This window comes from Colwellia psychrerythraea 34H (assembly GCF_000012325.1).
Classification (GTDB): Bacteria; Pseudomonadota; Gammaproteobacteria; order Enterobacterales; family Alteromonadaceae; genus Colwellia; species Colwellia psychrerythraea_A.
This window is the reverse complement of record NC_003910.7, coordinates 34,118-51,780: the sequence shown is the minus strand read 5'-3', so window position 1 is coordinate 51,780 and position 17,663 is coordinate 34,118. Positions and strand designations below refer to the sequence as shown.

2 protein-coding genes, 3 tRNA genes and 8 rRNA genes are annotated in these 17,663 nt (G+C 45.0%); 1 reads left to right on the top strand and 12 read right to left on the bottom strand.

Features of this window, described 5'->3' with window-relative positions:
• Window positions 1–65 precede the first annotated feature (65 nt).
• The 6 genes from CPS_RS00215 to CPS_RS00190 all read right to left on the bottom strand — a co-directional run bounded on the left by CPS_RS00215 (window position 66) and on the right by CPS_RS00190 (window position 9,372).
• Window positions 66–1,610: ribosomal RNA gene (locus CPS_RS00215) — 16S ribosomal RNA — on the bottom strand.
• Between the two features lie 512 nt (window positions 1,611–2,122).
• A 5S ribosomal RNA gene (gene rrf, locus CPS_RS00210) occupies window positions 2,123–2,237 on the bottom strand.
• A 169-nt stretch (window positions 2,238–2,406) separates the two neighbouring features.
• A 23S ribosomal RNA gene (locus CPS_RS00205) occupies window positions 2,407–5,300 on the bottom strand.
• A gap of 436 nt (window positions 5,301–5,736) precedes the next feature.
• Window positions 5,737–5,812 (bottom strand) — tRNA-Ala (locus tag CPS_RS00200).
• Window positions 5,813–5,909: 97 nt separating this feature from the next.
• Window positions 5,910–7,452 (bottom strand): 16S ribosomal RNA (locus CPS_RS00195).
• The 16S, 23S and 5S rRNA genes sit together here with 1 tRNA gene alongside, the layout of an rRNA operon.
• A 669-nt stretch (window positions 7,453–8,121) precedes the next feature.
• Window positions 8,122–9,372, bottom strand: coding sequence for a DEAD/DEAH box helicase (locus tag CPS_RS00190; protein WP_041736510.1), 1,251 nt, complete (start codon window positions 9,370–9,372; stop codon window positions 8,122–8,124).
• A gap of 50 nt (window positions 9,373–9,422) precedes the next feature.
• Here CPS_RS00190 and CPS_RS00185 point away from each other — a divergent pair, with 50 nt between their 5' ends.
• Window positions 9,423–11,072, top strand: coding sequence for a response regulator (locus CPS_RS00185; RefSeq protein ID WP_238383573.1), 1,650 nt, complete (start codon window positions 9,423–9,425; stop codon window positions 11,070–11,072).
• A 16-nt stretch (window positions 11,073–11,088) separates the two neighbouring features.
• Here the strand turns inward: CPS_RS00185 and CPS_RS00180 are convergent.
• The 6 genes from CPS_RS00180 to CPS_RS00155 all read right to left on the bottom strand — a co-directional run bounded on the left by CPS_RS00180 (window position 11,089) and on the right by CPS_RS00155 (window position 16,873).
• Window positions 11,089–11,173: transfer RNA gene (locus tag CPS_RS00180), tRNA-Tyr, on the bottom strand.
• Between the two features lie 137 nt (window positions 11,174–11,310).
• Window positions 11,311–11,425, bottom strand: a 5S ribosomal RNA gene (gene rrf, locus CPS_RS00175).
• A gap of 109 nt (window positions 11,426–11,534) precedes the next feature.
• A 5S ribosomal RNA gene (gene rrf, locus CPS_RS00170) occupies window positions 11,535–11,649 on the bottom strand.
• A gap of 161 nt (window positions 11,650–11,810) precedes the next feature.
• Window positions 11,811–14,704: ribosomal RNA gene (locus CPS_RS00165) — 23S ribosomal RNA — on the bottom strand.
• Window positions 14,705–15,157: 453 nt separating this feature from the next.
• A tRNA-Ile gene (locus CPS_RS00160) sits at window positions 15,158–15,234 on the bottom strand.
• 94 nt (window positions 15,235–15,328) lie between these two features.
• A 16S ribosomal RNA gene (locus CPS_RS00155) occupies window positions 15,329–16,873 on the bottom strand.
• Between the last annotated feature and the right edge of the window lie 790 nt (window positions 16,874–17,663).

The window sequence follows — 17,663 nt, the reverse complement described above, 5'->3', positions numbered from 1 at the left end:
TTTGTGTGAACACTCGTGAAATACAATCCGAAAACTGATTTCCATTAAGCAATTTTACTTCAAGATAAGGAGGTGATCCAACCCCAGGTTCCCCTAGGGTTACCTTGTTACGACTTCACCCCAGTCATGAAACACAAAGTGGTGACCGTCCTCCCCGAGGGGTTAAACTAGCCACTTCTTTTGCATCCCACTCCCATGGTGTGACGGGCGGTGTGTACAAGGCCCGGGAACGTATTCACCGTAGCATTCTGATCTACGATTACTAGCGATTCCGACTTCATGGAGTCGAGTTGCAGACTCCAATCCGGACTACGACAAGCTTTGTGGGATTCGCTCCACCTCGCGGTATTGCTGCCCTCTGTACCTGCCATTGTAGCACGTGTGTAGCCCATCCCGTAAGGGCCATGATGACTTGACGTCGTCCCCACCTTCCTCCGGTTTATCACCGGCAGTCTCCTTAGAGTTCCCGCCATAACGCGCTGGCAAATAAGGATAGGGGTTGCGCTCGTTGCGGGACTTAACCCAACATTTCACAACACGAGCTGACGACAGCCATGCAGCACCTGTCACAGAGTTCCCGAAGGCACAAGTCTATCTCTAGTCTCTTCTCTGGATGTCAAGGGATGGTAAGGTTCTTCGCGTTGCATCGAATTAAACCACATGCTCCACCGCTTGTGCGGGCCCCCGTCAATTCATTTGAGTTTTAACCTTGCGGCCGTACTCCCCAGGCGGTCAACTTAGTGCGTTAGCTGCGCCACTCACGGATCAAGTCCACAAACGGCTAGTTGACATCGTTTACGGCGTGGACTACCAGGGTATCTAATCCTGTTCGCTCCCCACGCTTTCGTTCCTCAGCGTCAGTATCTGTCCAGGTGGCCGCCTTCGCCACTGATGTTCCTTCCAATCTCTACGCATTTCACCGCTACACTGGAAATTCCACCACCCTCTACAGTACTCTAGTCTACCAGTTCAAAATGCAGTTCCAAGGTTGAGCCCTGGGCTTTCACATCTTGCTTAATAGACCGCCTACGAACGCTTTACGCCCAGTAATTCCGATTAACGCTTGCACCCCTCGTATTACCGCGGCTGCTGGCACGAAGTTAGCCGGTGCTTCTTCTGTTGTTAACGTCACAGAATGCAGCTATTAACTACACCCCTTTCCTCACAACTGAAAGTGCTTTACAACCCGAAGGCCTTCTTCACACACGCGGCATGGCTGCATCAGGCTTTCGCCCATTGTGCAATATTCCCCACTGCTGCCTCCCGTAGGAGTCTGGGCCGTGTCTCAGTCCCAGTGTGGCTGATCATCCTCTCAAACCAGCTAGAGATCGTCGCCTTGGTGAGCCATTACCTCACCAACTAGCTAATCTCACTTGGGCTAATCAAATGGCGAGAGGTTCCGAAGAATCCCCCCCTTTGGTCCGTAGACGTTATGCGGTATTAGCAGTCGTTTCCAACTGTTGTCCCCCACCATAAGGCATATTCCCAAGCATTACTCACCCGTCCGCCGCTCGTCAGCAGATAGCAAGCTATCTCTGTTACCGCTCGACTTGCATGTGTTAAGCCTGCCGCCAGCGTTCAATCTGAGCCATGATCAAACTCTTCAATTAAAAATCGTTTGTGTAACCTCATCGCAAGCGATGTGTTACTGCTCAATGAATTCTGTCGTGATACCAACCGAAGTTGATATCGCATTACATAGTCGCTACCTATCTAACTAAAGATAAATAACTATATTTATTTGCATGAACATCATTCATTAAGCGTTTTTTTGTTCTCCCCGAAAGGAAAACTATGTAAAACAACATTAATGTGAGTGCTCACACAAATTGCATGATAACTAATTGTTAAAGAAAAGGTCTGTTCATATTGCTATGAAAGACAGAAGATAATCGCATTCGTTATCTTCTTAACCTCAGGCCTTGCCTGAGTGAGGTGCGCATAATACGCCTCTCAGTTTTATTGTCAACACTTAGTTTCATAAAGAAAATAAGTATTTTATAAAACAGTATTTTTTACATTAATCGCTCATTTATCAGGCAATTAAGTTAACAAATAGTGTTTCTCAAGTAGCCCGTCACAAATGTAACGGGCTTCTCGTGTGCCGCAGCACAAATTAGAAGTTTAGCAATGTCCTACTCTCACATGGGAACTCCCACACTACCATCGGCGCAACTGCGTTTCACTTCTGAGTTCGGAAAGGGATCAGGTGGGACCACAGCGCTATTGTCGCTAAACAAAAAAGGTACAATCTTAGAAAGCTTGCTCAATGAGCTATAAATATCGTTTGGTTTTCTTGGTTCAAGTAACACGTAAGTACGTGATGTTTTCTTACCTTTCGGTCTATGTCAGTCTTTATACAAATCACTTCAGTATCACTTCTCAGCAAAACTACTTGGGTGTTGTATGGTTAAGCCTCACGGGTAATTAGTATCAGTTAGCTCAATGCCTCGCAGCACTTACACACCTGACCTATCAACGTTGTAGTCTCCAACGACCCTTTAGGGGACTTAAAGTCCCAGTGAGAACTCATCTCAAAGCCTGCTTCCCGCTTAGATGCTTTCAGCGGTTATCAGTTCCGAACGTAGCTACCGGGCAATGCCATTGGCATGACAACCCGAACACCAGTGGTTCGTCCACTCCGGTCCTCTCGTACTAGGAGCAGCCCTCTTCAATTCTCAAACGCCCACGGCAGATAGGGACCGAACTGTCTCACGACGTTCTAAACCCAGCTCGCGTACCACTTTAAATGGCGAACAGCCATACCCTTGGGACCGACTTCAGCCCCAGGATGTGATGAGCCGACATCGAGGTGCCAAACACCGCCGTCGATATGAACTCTTGGGCGGTATCAGCCTGTTATCCCCGGAGTACCTTTTATCCGTTGAGCGATGGCCCTTCCATACAGAACCACCGGATCACTATGACCTACTTTCGTACCTGCTCGACGTGTCTGTCTCGCAGTTAAGCTGGCTTATGCCATTGCACTAACCGTACGATGTCCGACCGTACTTAGCCAACCTTCGTGCTCCTCCGTTACTCTTTGGGAGGAGACCGCCCCAGTCAAACTACCCACCAGACAGTGTCCCCAAGCCCGATAAGGGCCCTAGGTTAGAACATCACGCATACAAGGGTGGTATTTCAAGATTGGCTCCACCACATCTAGCGACATGGTTTCAAAGCCTCCCACCTATCCTACACATGTAGGAGCAATGTTCACTGTCAAGCTATAGTAAAGGTTCACGGGGTCTTTCCGTCTAGCCGCGGGTATACGGCATCTTAACCGCAAATTCAATTTCACTGAGTCTCGGGTGGAGACAGTGTGGCCATGATTACGCCATTCGTGCAGGTCGGAACTTACCCGACAAGGAATTTCGCTACCTTAGGACCGTTATAGTTACGGCCGCCGTTTACCGGGGCTTCGATCATCAGCTTCGTCCGAGGACTAACCGAATCAATTAACCTTCCGGCACCGGGCAGGCGTCACACCGTATACGTCATCTTTCGATTTTGCACAGTGCTGTGTTTTTAATAAACAGTTCCAGCCACCTGGTTACTTCGACTACTCTTCGCTTACACCGCAAGGGTTTAACGTTGAGCAGCGTACCTTCTCCCGAAGTTACGGTACTATTTTGCCTAGTTCCTTCACCCGAGTTCTCTCAAGCGCCTTAGTATTCTCTACCTAACCACCTGTGTCGGTTTGGGGTACGGTTCCTATATATCTGAAGCTTAGAAGCTTTTCCTGGAAGCATGGCATCAACAACTTCAACTCCGTAGAGTCTCGTCTCGTATCTCAGTGTTAATGAAGACCCGGATTTACCTAAGTCAACCACCTACATACTTTCACACGGACTACCAACGCCGTGCTTGTTTAGCCTACTCCGTCCCTCCTTCGCAATATATAGAAGTACAGAAATATTAATCTGTTTCCCATCGACTACGCGTTTCCGCCTCGCCTTAGGGGCCGACTTACCCTGCCCTGATTAACATGGGACAGGAAACCTTGGTCTTTCGGCGGGGGAGTTTTTCACTCCCCTTATCGTTACTCATGTCAGCATTCGCACTTCTGATACCTCCAGCAAACTTCTCAATTCACCTTCAACGGCTTACAGAACGCTCCCCTACCACTTGAACCTAAGTTCAAATCCGCAGCTTCGGTGACTAGTTTAGCCCCGTTACATCTTCCGCGCAGACCGACTCGACTAGTGAGCTATTACGCTTTCTTTAAAGGATGGCTGCTTCTAAGCCAACCTCCTAGCTGTCTATGCCTTTCCACATCGTTTCCCACTTAACTAGTACTTTGGGACCTTAGCTGGCGGTCTGGGTTGTTTCCCTCTTCACAACGGACGTTAGCACCCGCAGTGTGTCTCCCGCATATCACTCATTGGTATTCGGAGTTTGCAAAGGGTTGGTAAGTCGGGATGACCCCCTAGCCTTAACAGTGCTCTACCCCCAATGGTGTTCGTGCGAGGCTCTACCTAAATAGATTTCGGGGAGAACCAGCTATCTCCCGGCTTGATTAGCCTTTCACTCCGACCCACAAGTCATCACCGCATTTTTCAACATACGTGTGTTCGGTCCTCCAGTTGATGTTACTCAACCTTCAACCTGCCCATGGGTAGATCGCCGGGTTTCGGGTCTATACCCTGCAACTAAACGCGCAGTTAACACTCGCTTTCGCTACGGCTCCCCTAATCGGTTAACCTTGCTACAGAATATAAGTCGCTGACCCATTATACAAAAGGTACGCAGTCACCCGACTAAATCGGGCTCCCACTGCTTGTACGTATGCGGTTTCAGGTTCTATTTCACTCCCCTCACAGGGGTTCTTTTCGCCTTTCCCTCACGGTACTGGTTCACTATCGGTCAGTTAGTAGTATTTAGCCTTGGAGGATGGTCCCCCCATATTCAGACAAAGTTTCACGTGCTCCGTCCTACTCGATTTCACTTAAAGGTTGCTTTTGTATACGGGACTATCACCCTGTATCGTTGTCCTTTCCAGAACATTCTACTAGCACCCTATAAGCTTAAGGGCTGATTCGCGTTCGCTCGCCGCTACTAACGAAATCTCGGTTGATTTCTTTTCCTCGGGGTACTTAGATGTTTCAGTTCTCCCGGTTCGCTTCGTTACGCTATGTATTCACGTAACGATACCTACCTTATGGTAAGTGGGTTTCCCCATTCGGACATCTTTGGCTATAACGGTTTTTATCACCTCACCAAAGCTTTTCGCAGATTAACACGTCCTTCATCGCCTCTAACTGCCAAGGCATCCACCACATACGCTTAGTCACTTAACCATACAACCCTAAGTAGTCTCATCCGAAGATTTGAAAACGAAGTACGCCCCGGAGACTAATCCAAGGCAATTGTAAAGTCTGACATTTTCACGTACTCAGTATATCCGAAGATATACGATGAGTTACTTGATAAGACATCATGCTCTTGCGAGCAGTATGAATTTGATAATACATCCTTGGGGGGATGCACTATCACCATTACCACATTCACGATAAGAGAATGAGATAACAGCTTGGTATTTATAATCATGTAAACAACAGCGCGACACCGTGCTTACCTTATAAATACCGATATTTATATCAGCTTTCCAGATTGTTAAAGAATTCAAATTAGCACGCATTCGGCATAATTCGTGGTTTAAAAAACCAAATTTAAAATCACTATAAAGTGTATTTAAATTTGGTCTCTTTCTTTAGTAAAAGATACGTGATGAGTTGGTGGAGCTAAGCAGGATCGAACTGCTGACCTCCTGCGTGCAAGGCAGGCGCTCTCCCAGCTGAGCTATAGCCCCATCAGGGTATCTTTCAATTTGTTATCATGTAATTTGTGTGAACACTCGTGAAATACAATCCGAAAACTGATTTCCATTAAGCAATTTTACTTCAAGATAAGGAGGTGATCCAACCCCAGGTTCCCCTAGGGTTACCTTGTTACGACTTCACCCCAGTCATGAAACACAAAGTGGTGACCGTCCTCCCCGAGGGGTTAAACTAGCCACTTCTTTTGCATCCCACTCCCATGGTGTGACGGGCGGTGTGTACAAGGCCCGGGAACGTATTCACCGTAGCATTCTGATCTACGATTACTAGCGATTCCGACTTCATGGAGTCGAGTTGCAGACTCCAATCCGGACTACGACAAGCTTTGTGGGATTCGCTCCACCTCGCGGTATTGCTGCCCTCTGTACCTGCCATTGTAGCACGTGTGTAGCCCATCCCGTAAGGGCCATGATGACTTGACGTCGTCCCCACCTTCCTCCGGTTTATCACCGGCAGTCTCCTTAGAGTTCCCGCCATAACGCGCTGGCAAATAAGGATAGGGGTTGCGCTCGTTGCGGGACTTAACCCAACATTTCACAACACGAGCTGACGACAGCCATGCAGCACCTGTCACAGAGTTCCCGAAGGCACAAGTCTATCTCTAGTCTCTTCTCTGGATGTCAAGGGATGGTAAGGTTCTTCGCGTTGCATCGAATTAAACCACATGCTCCACCGCTTGTGCGGGCCCCCGTCAATTCATTTGAGTTTTAACCTTGCGGCCGTACTCCCCAGGCGGTCAACTTAGTGCGTTAGCTGCGCCACTCACGGATCAAGTCCACAAACGGCTAGTTGACATCGTTTACGGCGTGGACTACCAGGGTATCTAATCCTGTTCGCTCCCCACGCTTTCGTTCCTCAGCGTCAGTATCTGTCCAGGTGGCCGCCTTCGCCACTGATGTTCCTTCCAATCTCTACGCATTTCACCGCTACACTGGAAATTCCACCACCCTCTACAGTACTCTAGTCTACCAGTTCAAAATGCAGTTCCAAGGTTGAGCCCTGGGCTTTCACATCTTGCTTAATAGACCGCCTACGAACGCTTTACGCCCAGTAATTCCGATTAACGCTTGCACCCCTCGTATTACCGCGGCTGCTGGCACGAAGTTAGCCGGTGCTTCTTCTGTTGTTAACGTCACAGAATGCAGCTATTAACTACACTCCTTTCCTCACAACTGAAAGTGCTTTACAACCCGAAGGCCTTCTTCACACACGCGGCATGGCTGCATCAGGCTTTCGCCCATTGTGCAATATTCCCCACTGCTGCCTCCCGTAGGAGTCTGGGCCGTGTCTCAGTCCCAGTGTGGCTGATCATCCTCTCAAACCAGCTAGAGATCGTCGCCTTGGTGAGCCATTACCTCACCAACTAGCTAATCTCACTTGGGCTAATCAAATGGCGAGAGGTCCGAAGATCCCCCCCTTTGGTCCGTAGACGTTATGCGGTATTAGCAGTCGTTTCCAACTGTTGTCCCCCACCATAAGGCATATTCCCAAGCATTACTCACCCGTCCGCCGCTCGTCAGCAGATAGCAAGCTATCTCTGTTACCGCTCGACTTGCATGTGTTAAGCCTGCCGCCAGCGTTCAATCTGAGCCATGATCAAACTCTTCAATTAAAAATCGTTTGTGTAACCTCATCGCAAGCGATGTGTTACTGCTCAATGAATTCTGTCGTGATACCAATCCGAAAACTGATATCGCATTACATAGTCGTTACCTATCTAACTAAAGACAAATAACTATATTTATTTGCATGAACATCATTCATTAAGCGTTTTTTTGTTCCTACCTAGTAAAAGATAGAGAACTATGTAAAACAACATAATGTGAGTGCTCACACAAATTGCATGATAACTAATTGTTAAAGAAGAACTTCGTAAACTAAGTTTAGAAGTAGATAAGAGTCGCATTCGCTCTTTATCTGAAGCAAAGTAAGTTGAACTTAATTTGCGTTGCTCGTTGCTGTTGCCCCGAAGCAGGAGGCGTATAATACGCTTCCGAGTTTTGATGTCAACGTTTATTTTAAATTATTTTGAAAAACATTTAAAAATTCAAGTTAACTTACGTTATTTCTCGCTAAAGCGAGTAGATAACGTATCAAAACAGTTCGTTGATGATTCATTTTGCGTGAACCCCTTGGAACTGGAGCGCATTATAGAGAGAGTTAGCTTAAGTACAAGGTCTTATTTAACCTTTTTGTTTGTTCGATGATAAATCCCGCTATTCGCTTACTATGCATAACATAGTAGTACATAAATGAACCTGTCTGATGTTTTCACTATGCTCTATCGTCTTCTATTTCTAGTATTAGGTCTGTGCCCTTTAGACTTATCACCTGCGGATAGTGCATCCTTGCGTGCATTCTTTTTATTTATTGGTCTTTTATTTGAATTAGCAATTTTCGTCAAATCTAACTCATAACCTGGTAACCATTGTTGTAATAGCTGGATATCAAGTAATTCTTCTATAGCTGTTAGTAACCATTCTTCTCCAGGACTGACCAGAGAAACAGCTAATCCTGAATTACCCGCTCTTGCAGTACGCCCTATACGATGAACATAATCCTCTGCGTTATAAGGAAGTTCATAGTTAATCACATGTGATAAACCTTTTATATCGATACCACGCGCAGCAACGTCGGTTGCTATTAGTGCGCGAACTTTTCCTTCCTTAAACTCATGTAATGCTTTTTCACGTGCGCCTTGAGATTTATCGCCATGAATAGCTAATGATTTAACACCATCTTTAGTCATTTCTTTTGCTAGGTCATCTGCGCACTGCTTAGTTCGAGTGAACACTAAAACTTGTTTCCAATTTCTTGATCCAATTAAAAACGAAGTTAGTTCTCGTTTGCGATCAGCATCAACACCATAGACAAGTTGCTCTACATCATCAGCAGCTTTGTTTTTCTCATCAATCTCAACCATTTTAGGTTCAACTAAAATGTTTTTACTCATTTTGTAAATATCATCCGCGAATGTAGCTGAGAAGAGCAGTGTTTGCTTTGTTTTTGGTAGATATTGAGTAATCTGATCTATTTCTTCTTTAAAACCCATATCTAACATACGATCTGCTTCATCGAAAACTAATGTTTCTATGTTGGATAGGCTGACAGATTCAGTTCTAAGCAGATCTAATAATCTTCCTGGCGTTGCAATTAATATATCAACACCCACTTTCAATTCACTAATTTGTTTTTTTGTACTAACGCCGCCGTACGCAATACCAATTGTAACATCAGTAAATTGCCCGTAATGACAAAAGCTTTTATGCACTTGCTGAGCAAGTTCTCTCGTTGGAGTTAGCACCAATGCTCTTAGTTCTGGTTTACAAGGTTGAACTGATATTAATTGTTGAAGTATTGGCAGTGCAAAAGCAGCTGTTTTCCCTGTACCTGTTTGAGCTCTTGCCATAACATCATGTTTAGCTAGAATAAGAGGGATACTTTGCTTTTGTATTTCTGTTGGTTCATCATAAGCAGATTCGGTTATTGCTTTAAGCAATGTTGAGTCCAAAGAAAAGGAAGAAAAGGTCATTCGTTTAGCCAATATATTTTTAAGTTGGTTAATTGTAGCAGAAGTCGTATATGACTATCCCAGTTATTAGCGTATTTCATATTAAGGATGTTATGGCTAAGTACAATTATCAAAATATGCGATTCTTGATTGTTGACAATATCAAACCATCGCAAGAAATCCTCAAACAATTTGTTATGCGCTTAACGTCGAAACAAGTAGATAGCACTCATTATGCACAAGATGTTGCTTCAATTTGCCAGCAAAGACATTATGATGTGATTTTCTTGGGTTATGACCTAGGGGAGAATCAAAAGAATGGCCAACAGATCCTCGAAGAGTTAAGGGTCAATGGTTATATAAATCGTCATTGTATCGTCATTCTAATTACTGCAGAAGTATCACAATCCATGGTATTAGCTGCGCTTGAACACAAACCAGATCACTATTTATGTAAGCCCTATACATTAAGTGAATTAGAAAAACGTTTAAACTTTTGTTTGCATAAAAAAATGGCAATGGCAGCTATATATCAAGCTCTCGATACAGATGACCCAGAGCTTGTTATCAAACGTTGTAAACATGCTTTATCAATAAACACACCGTATAAAACTGAATGCTTAGGTATTATAGCAAGACAATATTTTGAATTAGAAAAATTTGATGAAGCCAAAGCGATTTATTTGGCCCATCAAAATACTTCAAATTGTCAATGGGCTACTATTGGTTTGGGTAAAGTTGCTTTACATGAAAAGAAGTTAAATCAAGCGGAAAAGTTATTTAAGCTTTTAATAAGGGACTGCCCGCTTTATTTATCAAGTTATGATTGGCTGGCAATAACTTATGAAGAACAATTCCATTATATACTTGCTGAAGAAATATTAGAGCAAGCTCTGCTTTTATCACCACGTTCTTTAACGCGTTTAAAAAAATATGCCCACCTTTGTATTCATAATGAGCATTTTGATAAAGCCACTGCAGCCTTCGAGCAAACTTATAACCTAGCGCAGAATTCAATTCATCATTGTGCTGATAACGCAATAAAGTACGTACAAGCATTGATTGAGCACTTACCCTCACTACCATTAGTCGATGCAAAGAAAATGAATAACAAAGCCTTCTCCTATTTAAAGCAAATGGCAAGAGACTTCAACGAAAGTGATATCAGAGTCCAGTCTCATTTACTTGGTGCATGTTTATTAGAAATAACAAAAGAACGACAACTTGCGAATGACGAAATTGTTAGAGGAGAAAGATTACTTCATAGCGAACATAACAATATTGAAAATAGTAAATTAATTGATATATCACTAACATTAAAAAAATTGAAAAGAGATGATCTTGCCAGCAGAATACTCGCCGCTAGGGAAGAGTCAGCTATTTATCAGTCATCGAATGAAATGAATAGACAAATTTTTAATATAAAAGATAAGGCTCAGGCGGATATTGAACTTGGTTTAACTCTATATACTCAAAAGAAATATCGGGAGGCAACTCTCAAACTACAAGATGCTTCTGCAATGTTTCCAAAACATATAGGTATAAAATTAAATCTAATGCAGGTTTTGTTAGTCTCATACGACCAAGACAAACAATCAGAGGAAGATTTGCATAAAGCTAAGATCTTATTAATGGAACTAACTCGATTAGATTTAAGTAACAATGAGCTGGAAAGACTGAAAAAAATGCAAAAAAAATACCAGCTAATTGCTGGTATTTAATCATTCTATAAAAATATGGTGGAGGGAGGTGGATTCGAACCACCGAAGGCTGAGCCGTCAGATTTACAGTCTGATCCCTTTGGCCACTCGGGAACCCCTCCACGGGGCCATTACATCACACTAGTTGATGGAATTAGGAGTTTGACAATGTCCTGCTACGCTCTCACATGGGCTTTACTGCGACATAAGTCACGCTACCATCGGCGCTATTGCGGTTCACTATCAAACTTTAATAGGAGTCTAGCAATGTCCTACTCTCACATGGGAACTCCCACACTACCATCGGCGCAACTGCGTTTCACTTCTGAGTTCGGAAAGGGATCAGGTGGGACCACAGCGCTATTGTCGCTAGACAAAAACTTTTATTTATTATGTTACTTACAATATTTTGATAAGTAATTTAATAAATAAAAACTTCAGCAAAAAGCCCGACTCTATCGAATCGGGCTTCTCTAATTAGAAGTTTAGCAATGTCCTACTCTCACATGGGAACTCCCACACTACCATCGGCGCAACTGCGTTTCACTTCTGAGTTCGGAAAGGGATCAGGTGGGACCACAGCGCTATTGTCGCTAAACAAAAAAGGTACAATCTTAGAAAGCTTTGCTCAATGAGCTATAAATATCGTTTTTTTAGTTTCAAGTAACACGTAAGTACGTGATTTTACATTTTATGTATTTGTCAGTCTTCACACAATCACTTCAGTATCACTTTTCAGCAAAACTACTTGGGTGTTGTATGGTTAAGCCTCACGGGTAATTAGTATCAGTTAGCTCAATGCCTCGCAGCACTTACACACCTGACCTATCAACGTTGTAGTCTCCAACGACCCTTTAGGGGACTTAAAGTCCCAGTGAGAACTCATCTCAAAGCCTGCTTCCCGCTTAGATGCTTTCAGCGGTTATCAGTTCCGAACGTAGCTACCGGGCAATGCCATTGGCATGACAACCCGAACACCAGTGGTTCGTCCACTCCGGTCCTCTCGTACTAGGAGCAGCCCTCTTCAATTCTCAAACGCCCACGGCAGATAGGGACCGAACTGTCTCACGACGTTCTAAACCCAGCTCGCGTACCACTTTAAATGGCGAACAGCCATACCCTTGGGACCGACTTCAGCCCCAGGATGTGATGAGCCGACATCGAGGTGCCAAACACCGCCGTCGATATGAACTCTTGGGCGGTATCAGCCTGTTATCCCCGGAGTACCTTTTATCCGTTGAGCGATGGCCCTTCCATACAGAACCACCGGATCACTATGACCTACTTTCGTACCTGCTCGACGTGTCTGTCTCGCAGTTAAGCTGGCTTATGCCATTGCACTAACCGTACGATGTCCGACCGTACTTAGCCAACCTTCGTGCTCCTCCGTTACTCTTTGGGAGGAGACCGCCCCAGTCAAACTACCCACCAGACAGTGTCCCCAAGCCCGATAAGGGCCCTAGGTTAGAACATCACGCATACAAGGGTGGTATTTCAAGATTGGCTCCACCACATCTAGCGACATGGTTTCAAAGCCTCCCACCTATCCTACACATGTAGGAGCAATGTTCACTGTCAAGCTATAGTAAAGGTTCACGGGGTCTTTCCGTCTAGCCGCGGGTATACGGCATCTTAACCGCAAATTCAATTTCACTGAGTCTCGGGTGGAGACAGTGTGGCCATGATTACGCCATTCGTGCAGGTCGGAACTTACCCGACAAGGAATTTCGCTACCTTAGGACCGTTATAGTTACGGCCGCCGTTTACCGGGGCTTCGATCATCAGCTTCGTCCGAGGACTAACCGAATCAATTAACCTTCCGGCACCGGGCAGGCGTCACACCGTATACGTCATCTTTCGATTTTGCACAGTGCTGTGTTTTTAATAAACAGTTCCAGCCACCTGGTTACTTCGACTACTCTTCGCTTACACCGCAAGGGTTTAACGTTGAGCAGCGTACCTTCTCCCGAAGTTACGGTACTATTTTGCCTAGTTCCTTCACCCGAGTTCTCTCAAGCGCCTTAGTATTCTCTACCTAACCACCTGTGTCGGTTTGGGGTACGGTTCCTATATATCTGAAGCTTAGAAGCTTTTCCTGGAAGCATGGCATCAACAACTTCAACTCCGTAGAGTCTCGTCTCGTATCTCAGTGTTAATGAAGACCCGGATTTACCTAAGTCAACCACCTACATACTTTCACACGGACTACCAACGCCGTGCTTGTTTAGCCTACTCCGTCCCTCCTTCGCAATATATAGAAGTACAGAAATATTAATCTGTTTCCCATCGACTACGCGTTTCCGCCTCGCCTTAGGGGCCGACTTACCCTGCCCTGATTAACATGGGACAGGAAACCTTGGTCTTTCGGCGGGGGAGTTTTTCACTCCCCTTATCGTTACTCATGTCAGCATTCGCACTTCTGATACCTCCAGCAAACTTCTCAATTCACCTTCAACGGCTTACAGAACGCTCCCCTACCACTTGAACCTAAGTTCAAATCCGCAGCTTCGGTGACTAGTTTAGCCCCGTTACATCTTCCGCGCAGACCGACTCGACTAGTGAGCTATTACGCTTTCTTTAAAGGATGGCTGCTTCTAAGCCAACCTCCTAGCTGTCTATGCCTTTCCACATCGTTTCCCACTTAACTAGTACTTTGGGACCTTAGCTGGCGGTCTGGGTTGTTTCCCTCTTCACAACGGACGTTAGCACCCGCAGTGTGTCTCCCGCATATCACTCATTGGTATTCGGAGTTTGCAAAGGGTTGGTAAGTCGGGATGACCCCCTAGCCTTAACAGTGCTCTACCCCCAATGGTGTTCGTGCGAGGCTCTACCTAAATAGATTTCGGGGAGAACCAGCTATCTCCCGGCTTGATTAGCCTTTCACTCCGACCCACAAGTCATCACCGCATTTTTCAACATACGTGTGTTCGGTCCTCCAGTTGATGTTACTCAACCTTCAACCTGCCCATGGGTAGATCGCCGGGTTTCGGGTCTATACCCTGCAACTAAACGCGCAGTTAACACTCGCTTTCGCTACGGCTCCCCTAATCGGTTAACCTTGCTACAGAATATAAGTCGCTGACCCATTATACAAAAGGTACGCAGTCACCCAACTAAATTGGGCTCCCACTGCTTGTACGTATGCGGTTTCAGGTTCTATTTCACTCCCCTCACAGGGGTTCTTTTCGCCTTTCCCTCACGGTACTGGTTCACTATCGGTCAGTTAGTAGTATTTAGCCTTGGAGGATGGTCCCCCCATATTCAGACAAAGTTTCACGTGCTCCGTCCTACTCGATTTCACTTAAAGGTTGCTTTTGTATACGGGACTATCACCCTGTATCGTTGTCCTTTCCAGAACATTCTACTAGCACCCTATAAGCTTAAGGGCTGATTCGCGTTCGCTCGCCGCTACTAACGAAATCTCGGTTGATTTCTTTTCCTCGGGGTACTTAGATGTTTCAGTTCTCCCGGTTCGCTTCGTTACGCTATGTATTCACGTAACGATACCTACCTTATGGTAAGTGGGTTTCCCCATTCGGACATCTTTGGCTATAACGGTTTTTATCACCTCACCAAAGCTTTTCGCAGATTAACACGTCCTTCATCGCCTCTAACTGCCAAGGCATCCACCACATACGCTTAGTCACTTAACCATACAACCCTAAGTAGTCTCATCCGAAGATTTGAAAACGAAGTACGCCCCGGAGACTAATCCAAGACAATTGTAAAGTCTGACATTTTCACGTACTCAGTATATCCGAAGATATACGATGAGTTACTTGATAAGACATCATGCTCTTGCGAGCAGTATGAATTCGATAATACATCCTTGGGGGGATGCACTATCACCATTACTTCATTCACGATAAGAGAATGAGATAACAGCTTGGTATTTATAACGTTACAAACAACAGCGCGACACCGTGTTTGTTATATAAATACCGATATTTATATCAGCTTTCCAGATTGTTAAAGAATTCAAATTAGCACGCATTCGGCATAATTTGTGGTTTAAAAAACCAAATTTAAAATCACTTTAAAAAGTGTATTTAAATTTGGTCTCTTTCTTTATAGAAGAATCTACCAATTACTTTAGTTAAGTAAATTGGTAGGTCTGGGCAGACTTGAACTGCCGACCTCACCCTTATCAGGGGTGCGCTCTAACCAGCTGAGCTACAGACCTATCGTTTCTTCTAATTTGTTATCATGTAATTTGTGTGAACACTCGTGAAATACAATCCGAAAACTGATTTCCATTAAGCAATTTTACTTCAAGATAAGGAGGTGATCCAACCCCAGGTTCCCCTAGGGTTACCTTGTTACGACTTCACCCCAGTCATGAAACACAAAGTGGTGACCGTCCTCCCCGAAGGGTTAAACTAGCCACTTCTTTTGCATCCCACTCCCATGGTGTGACGGGCGGTGTGTACAAGGCCCGGGAACGTATTCACCGTAGCATTCTGATCTACGATTACTAGCGATTCCGACTTCATGGAGTCGAGTTGCAGACTCCAATCCGGACTACGACAAGCTTTGTGGGATTCGCTCCACCTCGCGGTATTGCTGCCCTCTGTACCTGCCATTGTAGCACGTGTGTAGCCCATCCCGTAAGGGCCATGATGACTTGACGTCGTCCCCACCTTCCTCCGGTTTATCACCGGCAGTCTCCTTAGAGTTCCCGCCATAACGCGCTGGCAAATAAGGATAGGGGTTGCGCTCGTTGCGGGACTTAACCCAACATTTCACAACACGAGCTGACGACAGCCATGCAGCACCTGTCACAGAGTTCCCGAAGGCACAAGTCTATCTCTAGTCTCTTCTCTGGATGTCAAGGGATGGTAAGGTTCTTCGCGTTGCATCGAATTAAACCACATGCTCCACCGCTTGTGCGGGCCCCCGTCAATTCATTTGAGTTTTAACCTTGCGGCCGTACTCCCCAGGCGGTCAACTTAGTGCGTTAGCTGCGCCACTCACGGATCAAGTCCACAAACGGCTAGTTGACATCGTTTACGGCGTGGACTACCAGGGTATCTAATCCTGTTCGCTCCCCACGCTTTCGTTCCTCAGCGTCAGTATCTGTCCAGGTGGCCGCCTTCGCCACTGATGTTCCTTCCAATCTCTACGCATTTCACCGCTACACTGGAAATTCCACCACCCTCTACAGTACTCTAGTCTACCAGTTCAAAATGCAGTTCCAAGGTTGAGCCCTGGGCTTTCACATCTTGCTTAATAGACCGCCTACGAACGCTTTACGCCCAGTAATTCCGATTAACGCTTGCACCCCTCGTATTACCGCGGCTGCTGGCACGAAGTTAGCCGGTGCTTCTTCTGTTGTTAACGTCACAGAATGCAGCTATTAACTACACCCCTTTCCTCACAACTGAAAGTGCTTTACAACCCGAAGGCCTTCTTCACACACGCGGCATGGCTGCATCAGGCTTTCGCCCATTGTGCAATATTCCCCACTGCTGCCTCCCGTAGGAGTCTGGGCCGTGTCTCAGTCCCAGTGTGGCTGATCATCCTCTCAAACCAGCTAGAGATCGTCGCCTTGGTGAGCCATTACCTCACCAACTAGCTAATCTCACTTGGGCTAATCAAATGGCGAGAGGTTCCGAAGAATCCCCCCCTTTGGTCCGTAGACGTTATGCGGTATTAGCAGTCGTTTCCAACTGTTGTCCCCCACCATAAGGCATATTCCCAAGCATTACTCACCCGTCCGCCGCTCGTCAGCAGATAGCAAGCTATCTCTGTTACCGCTCGACTTGCATGTGTTAAGCCTGCCGCCAGCGTTCAATCTGAGCCATGATCAAACTCTTCAATTAAAAATCGTTTGTGTAACCTCACCGCAAGCGATGTGTTACTGCTCAATGAATTCTGTCGTGATACCAATCCGAAAACTGATATCGCATTACATAGTCGCTATCTACCTAACTAAAGATAAATAACTATATTTATTTGCATGAACATCATTCATTAAGCGTTTTTTGTTCCTACCTAGTAAAAGATAGAGAACTATGTAAAACAACATAATGTGAGTGCTCACACAAATTGCATGATAACTAATTGTTAAAGAAGAACTTCTCAAGATAAATCAAGAAGTAGATGAGAGTCGCATTCGCTCTTCACCTTAGCTACGTTAAGTAGCGCTGTTCGTTGCTGTTGCCCCGAACTGGATGCGTATAATACGCTTCCAAGTTTTGATGTCAACGTTTATTTTAAATAATTTAGAAAAGATTTAAAACATCATGTTAACTTACGTTAGTTATCGTTAAAGCGAGTAGATAACGTATCAAAACAGTTCGTTGATGATTCATTTTGCGTGAACCCCTTGGAACTGGAGCGCATTGTAAAGAATTTTATAACTAGGTCAACCCTTTTTTAGTTAAAATTCCAATAAAAATGACTTCGCTTAACTTTCATACAGCCCTTGTCTTTGTTTACCTCAATACGTTCAATACTTGCTCATATTAAATAATCTCATTTCAATTACTTAGTTTTATCTTTATAAGTTTTTTAGTTACTAAGACCTTTGAATACTGGTTTTATTAGCTAGCTATGTTATTTTTATTACTACTTGCCATTCAATTAAATTGCAGCATTGCAATAGGTGCT

What these genes read in the sequence shown, in the direction of transcription:
- CPS_RS00190 (WP_041736510.1), bottom strand. Translation starts at nt 9,372, where the DNA reads ATGACCTTTTCTTCCTTTTCTTTGGACTCAACATTGCTTAAAGCAATA.
- CPS_RS00185 (WP_238383573.1), top strand. Translation starts at nt 9,423, where the DNA reads ATGACTATCCCAGTTATTAGCGTATTTCATATTAAGGATGTTATGGCT.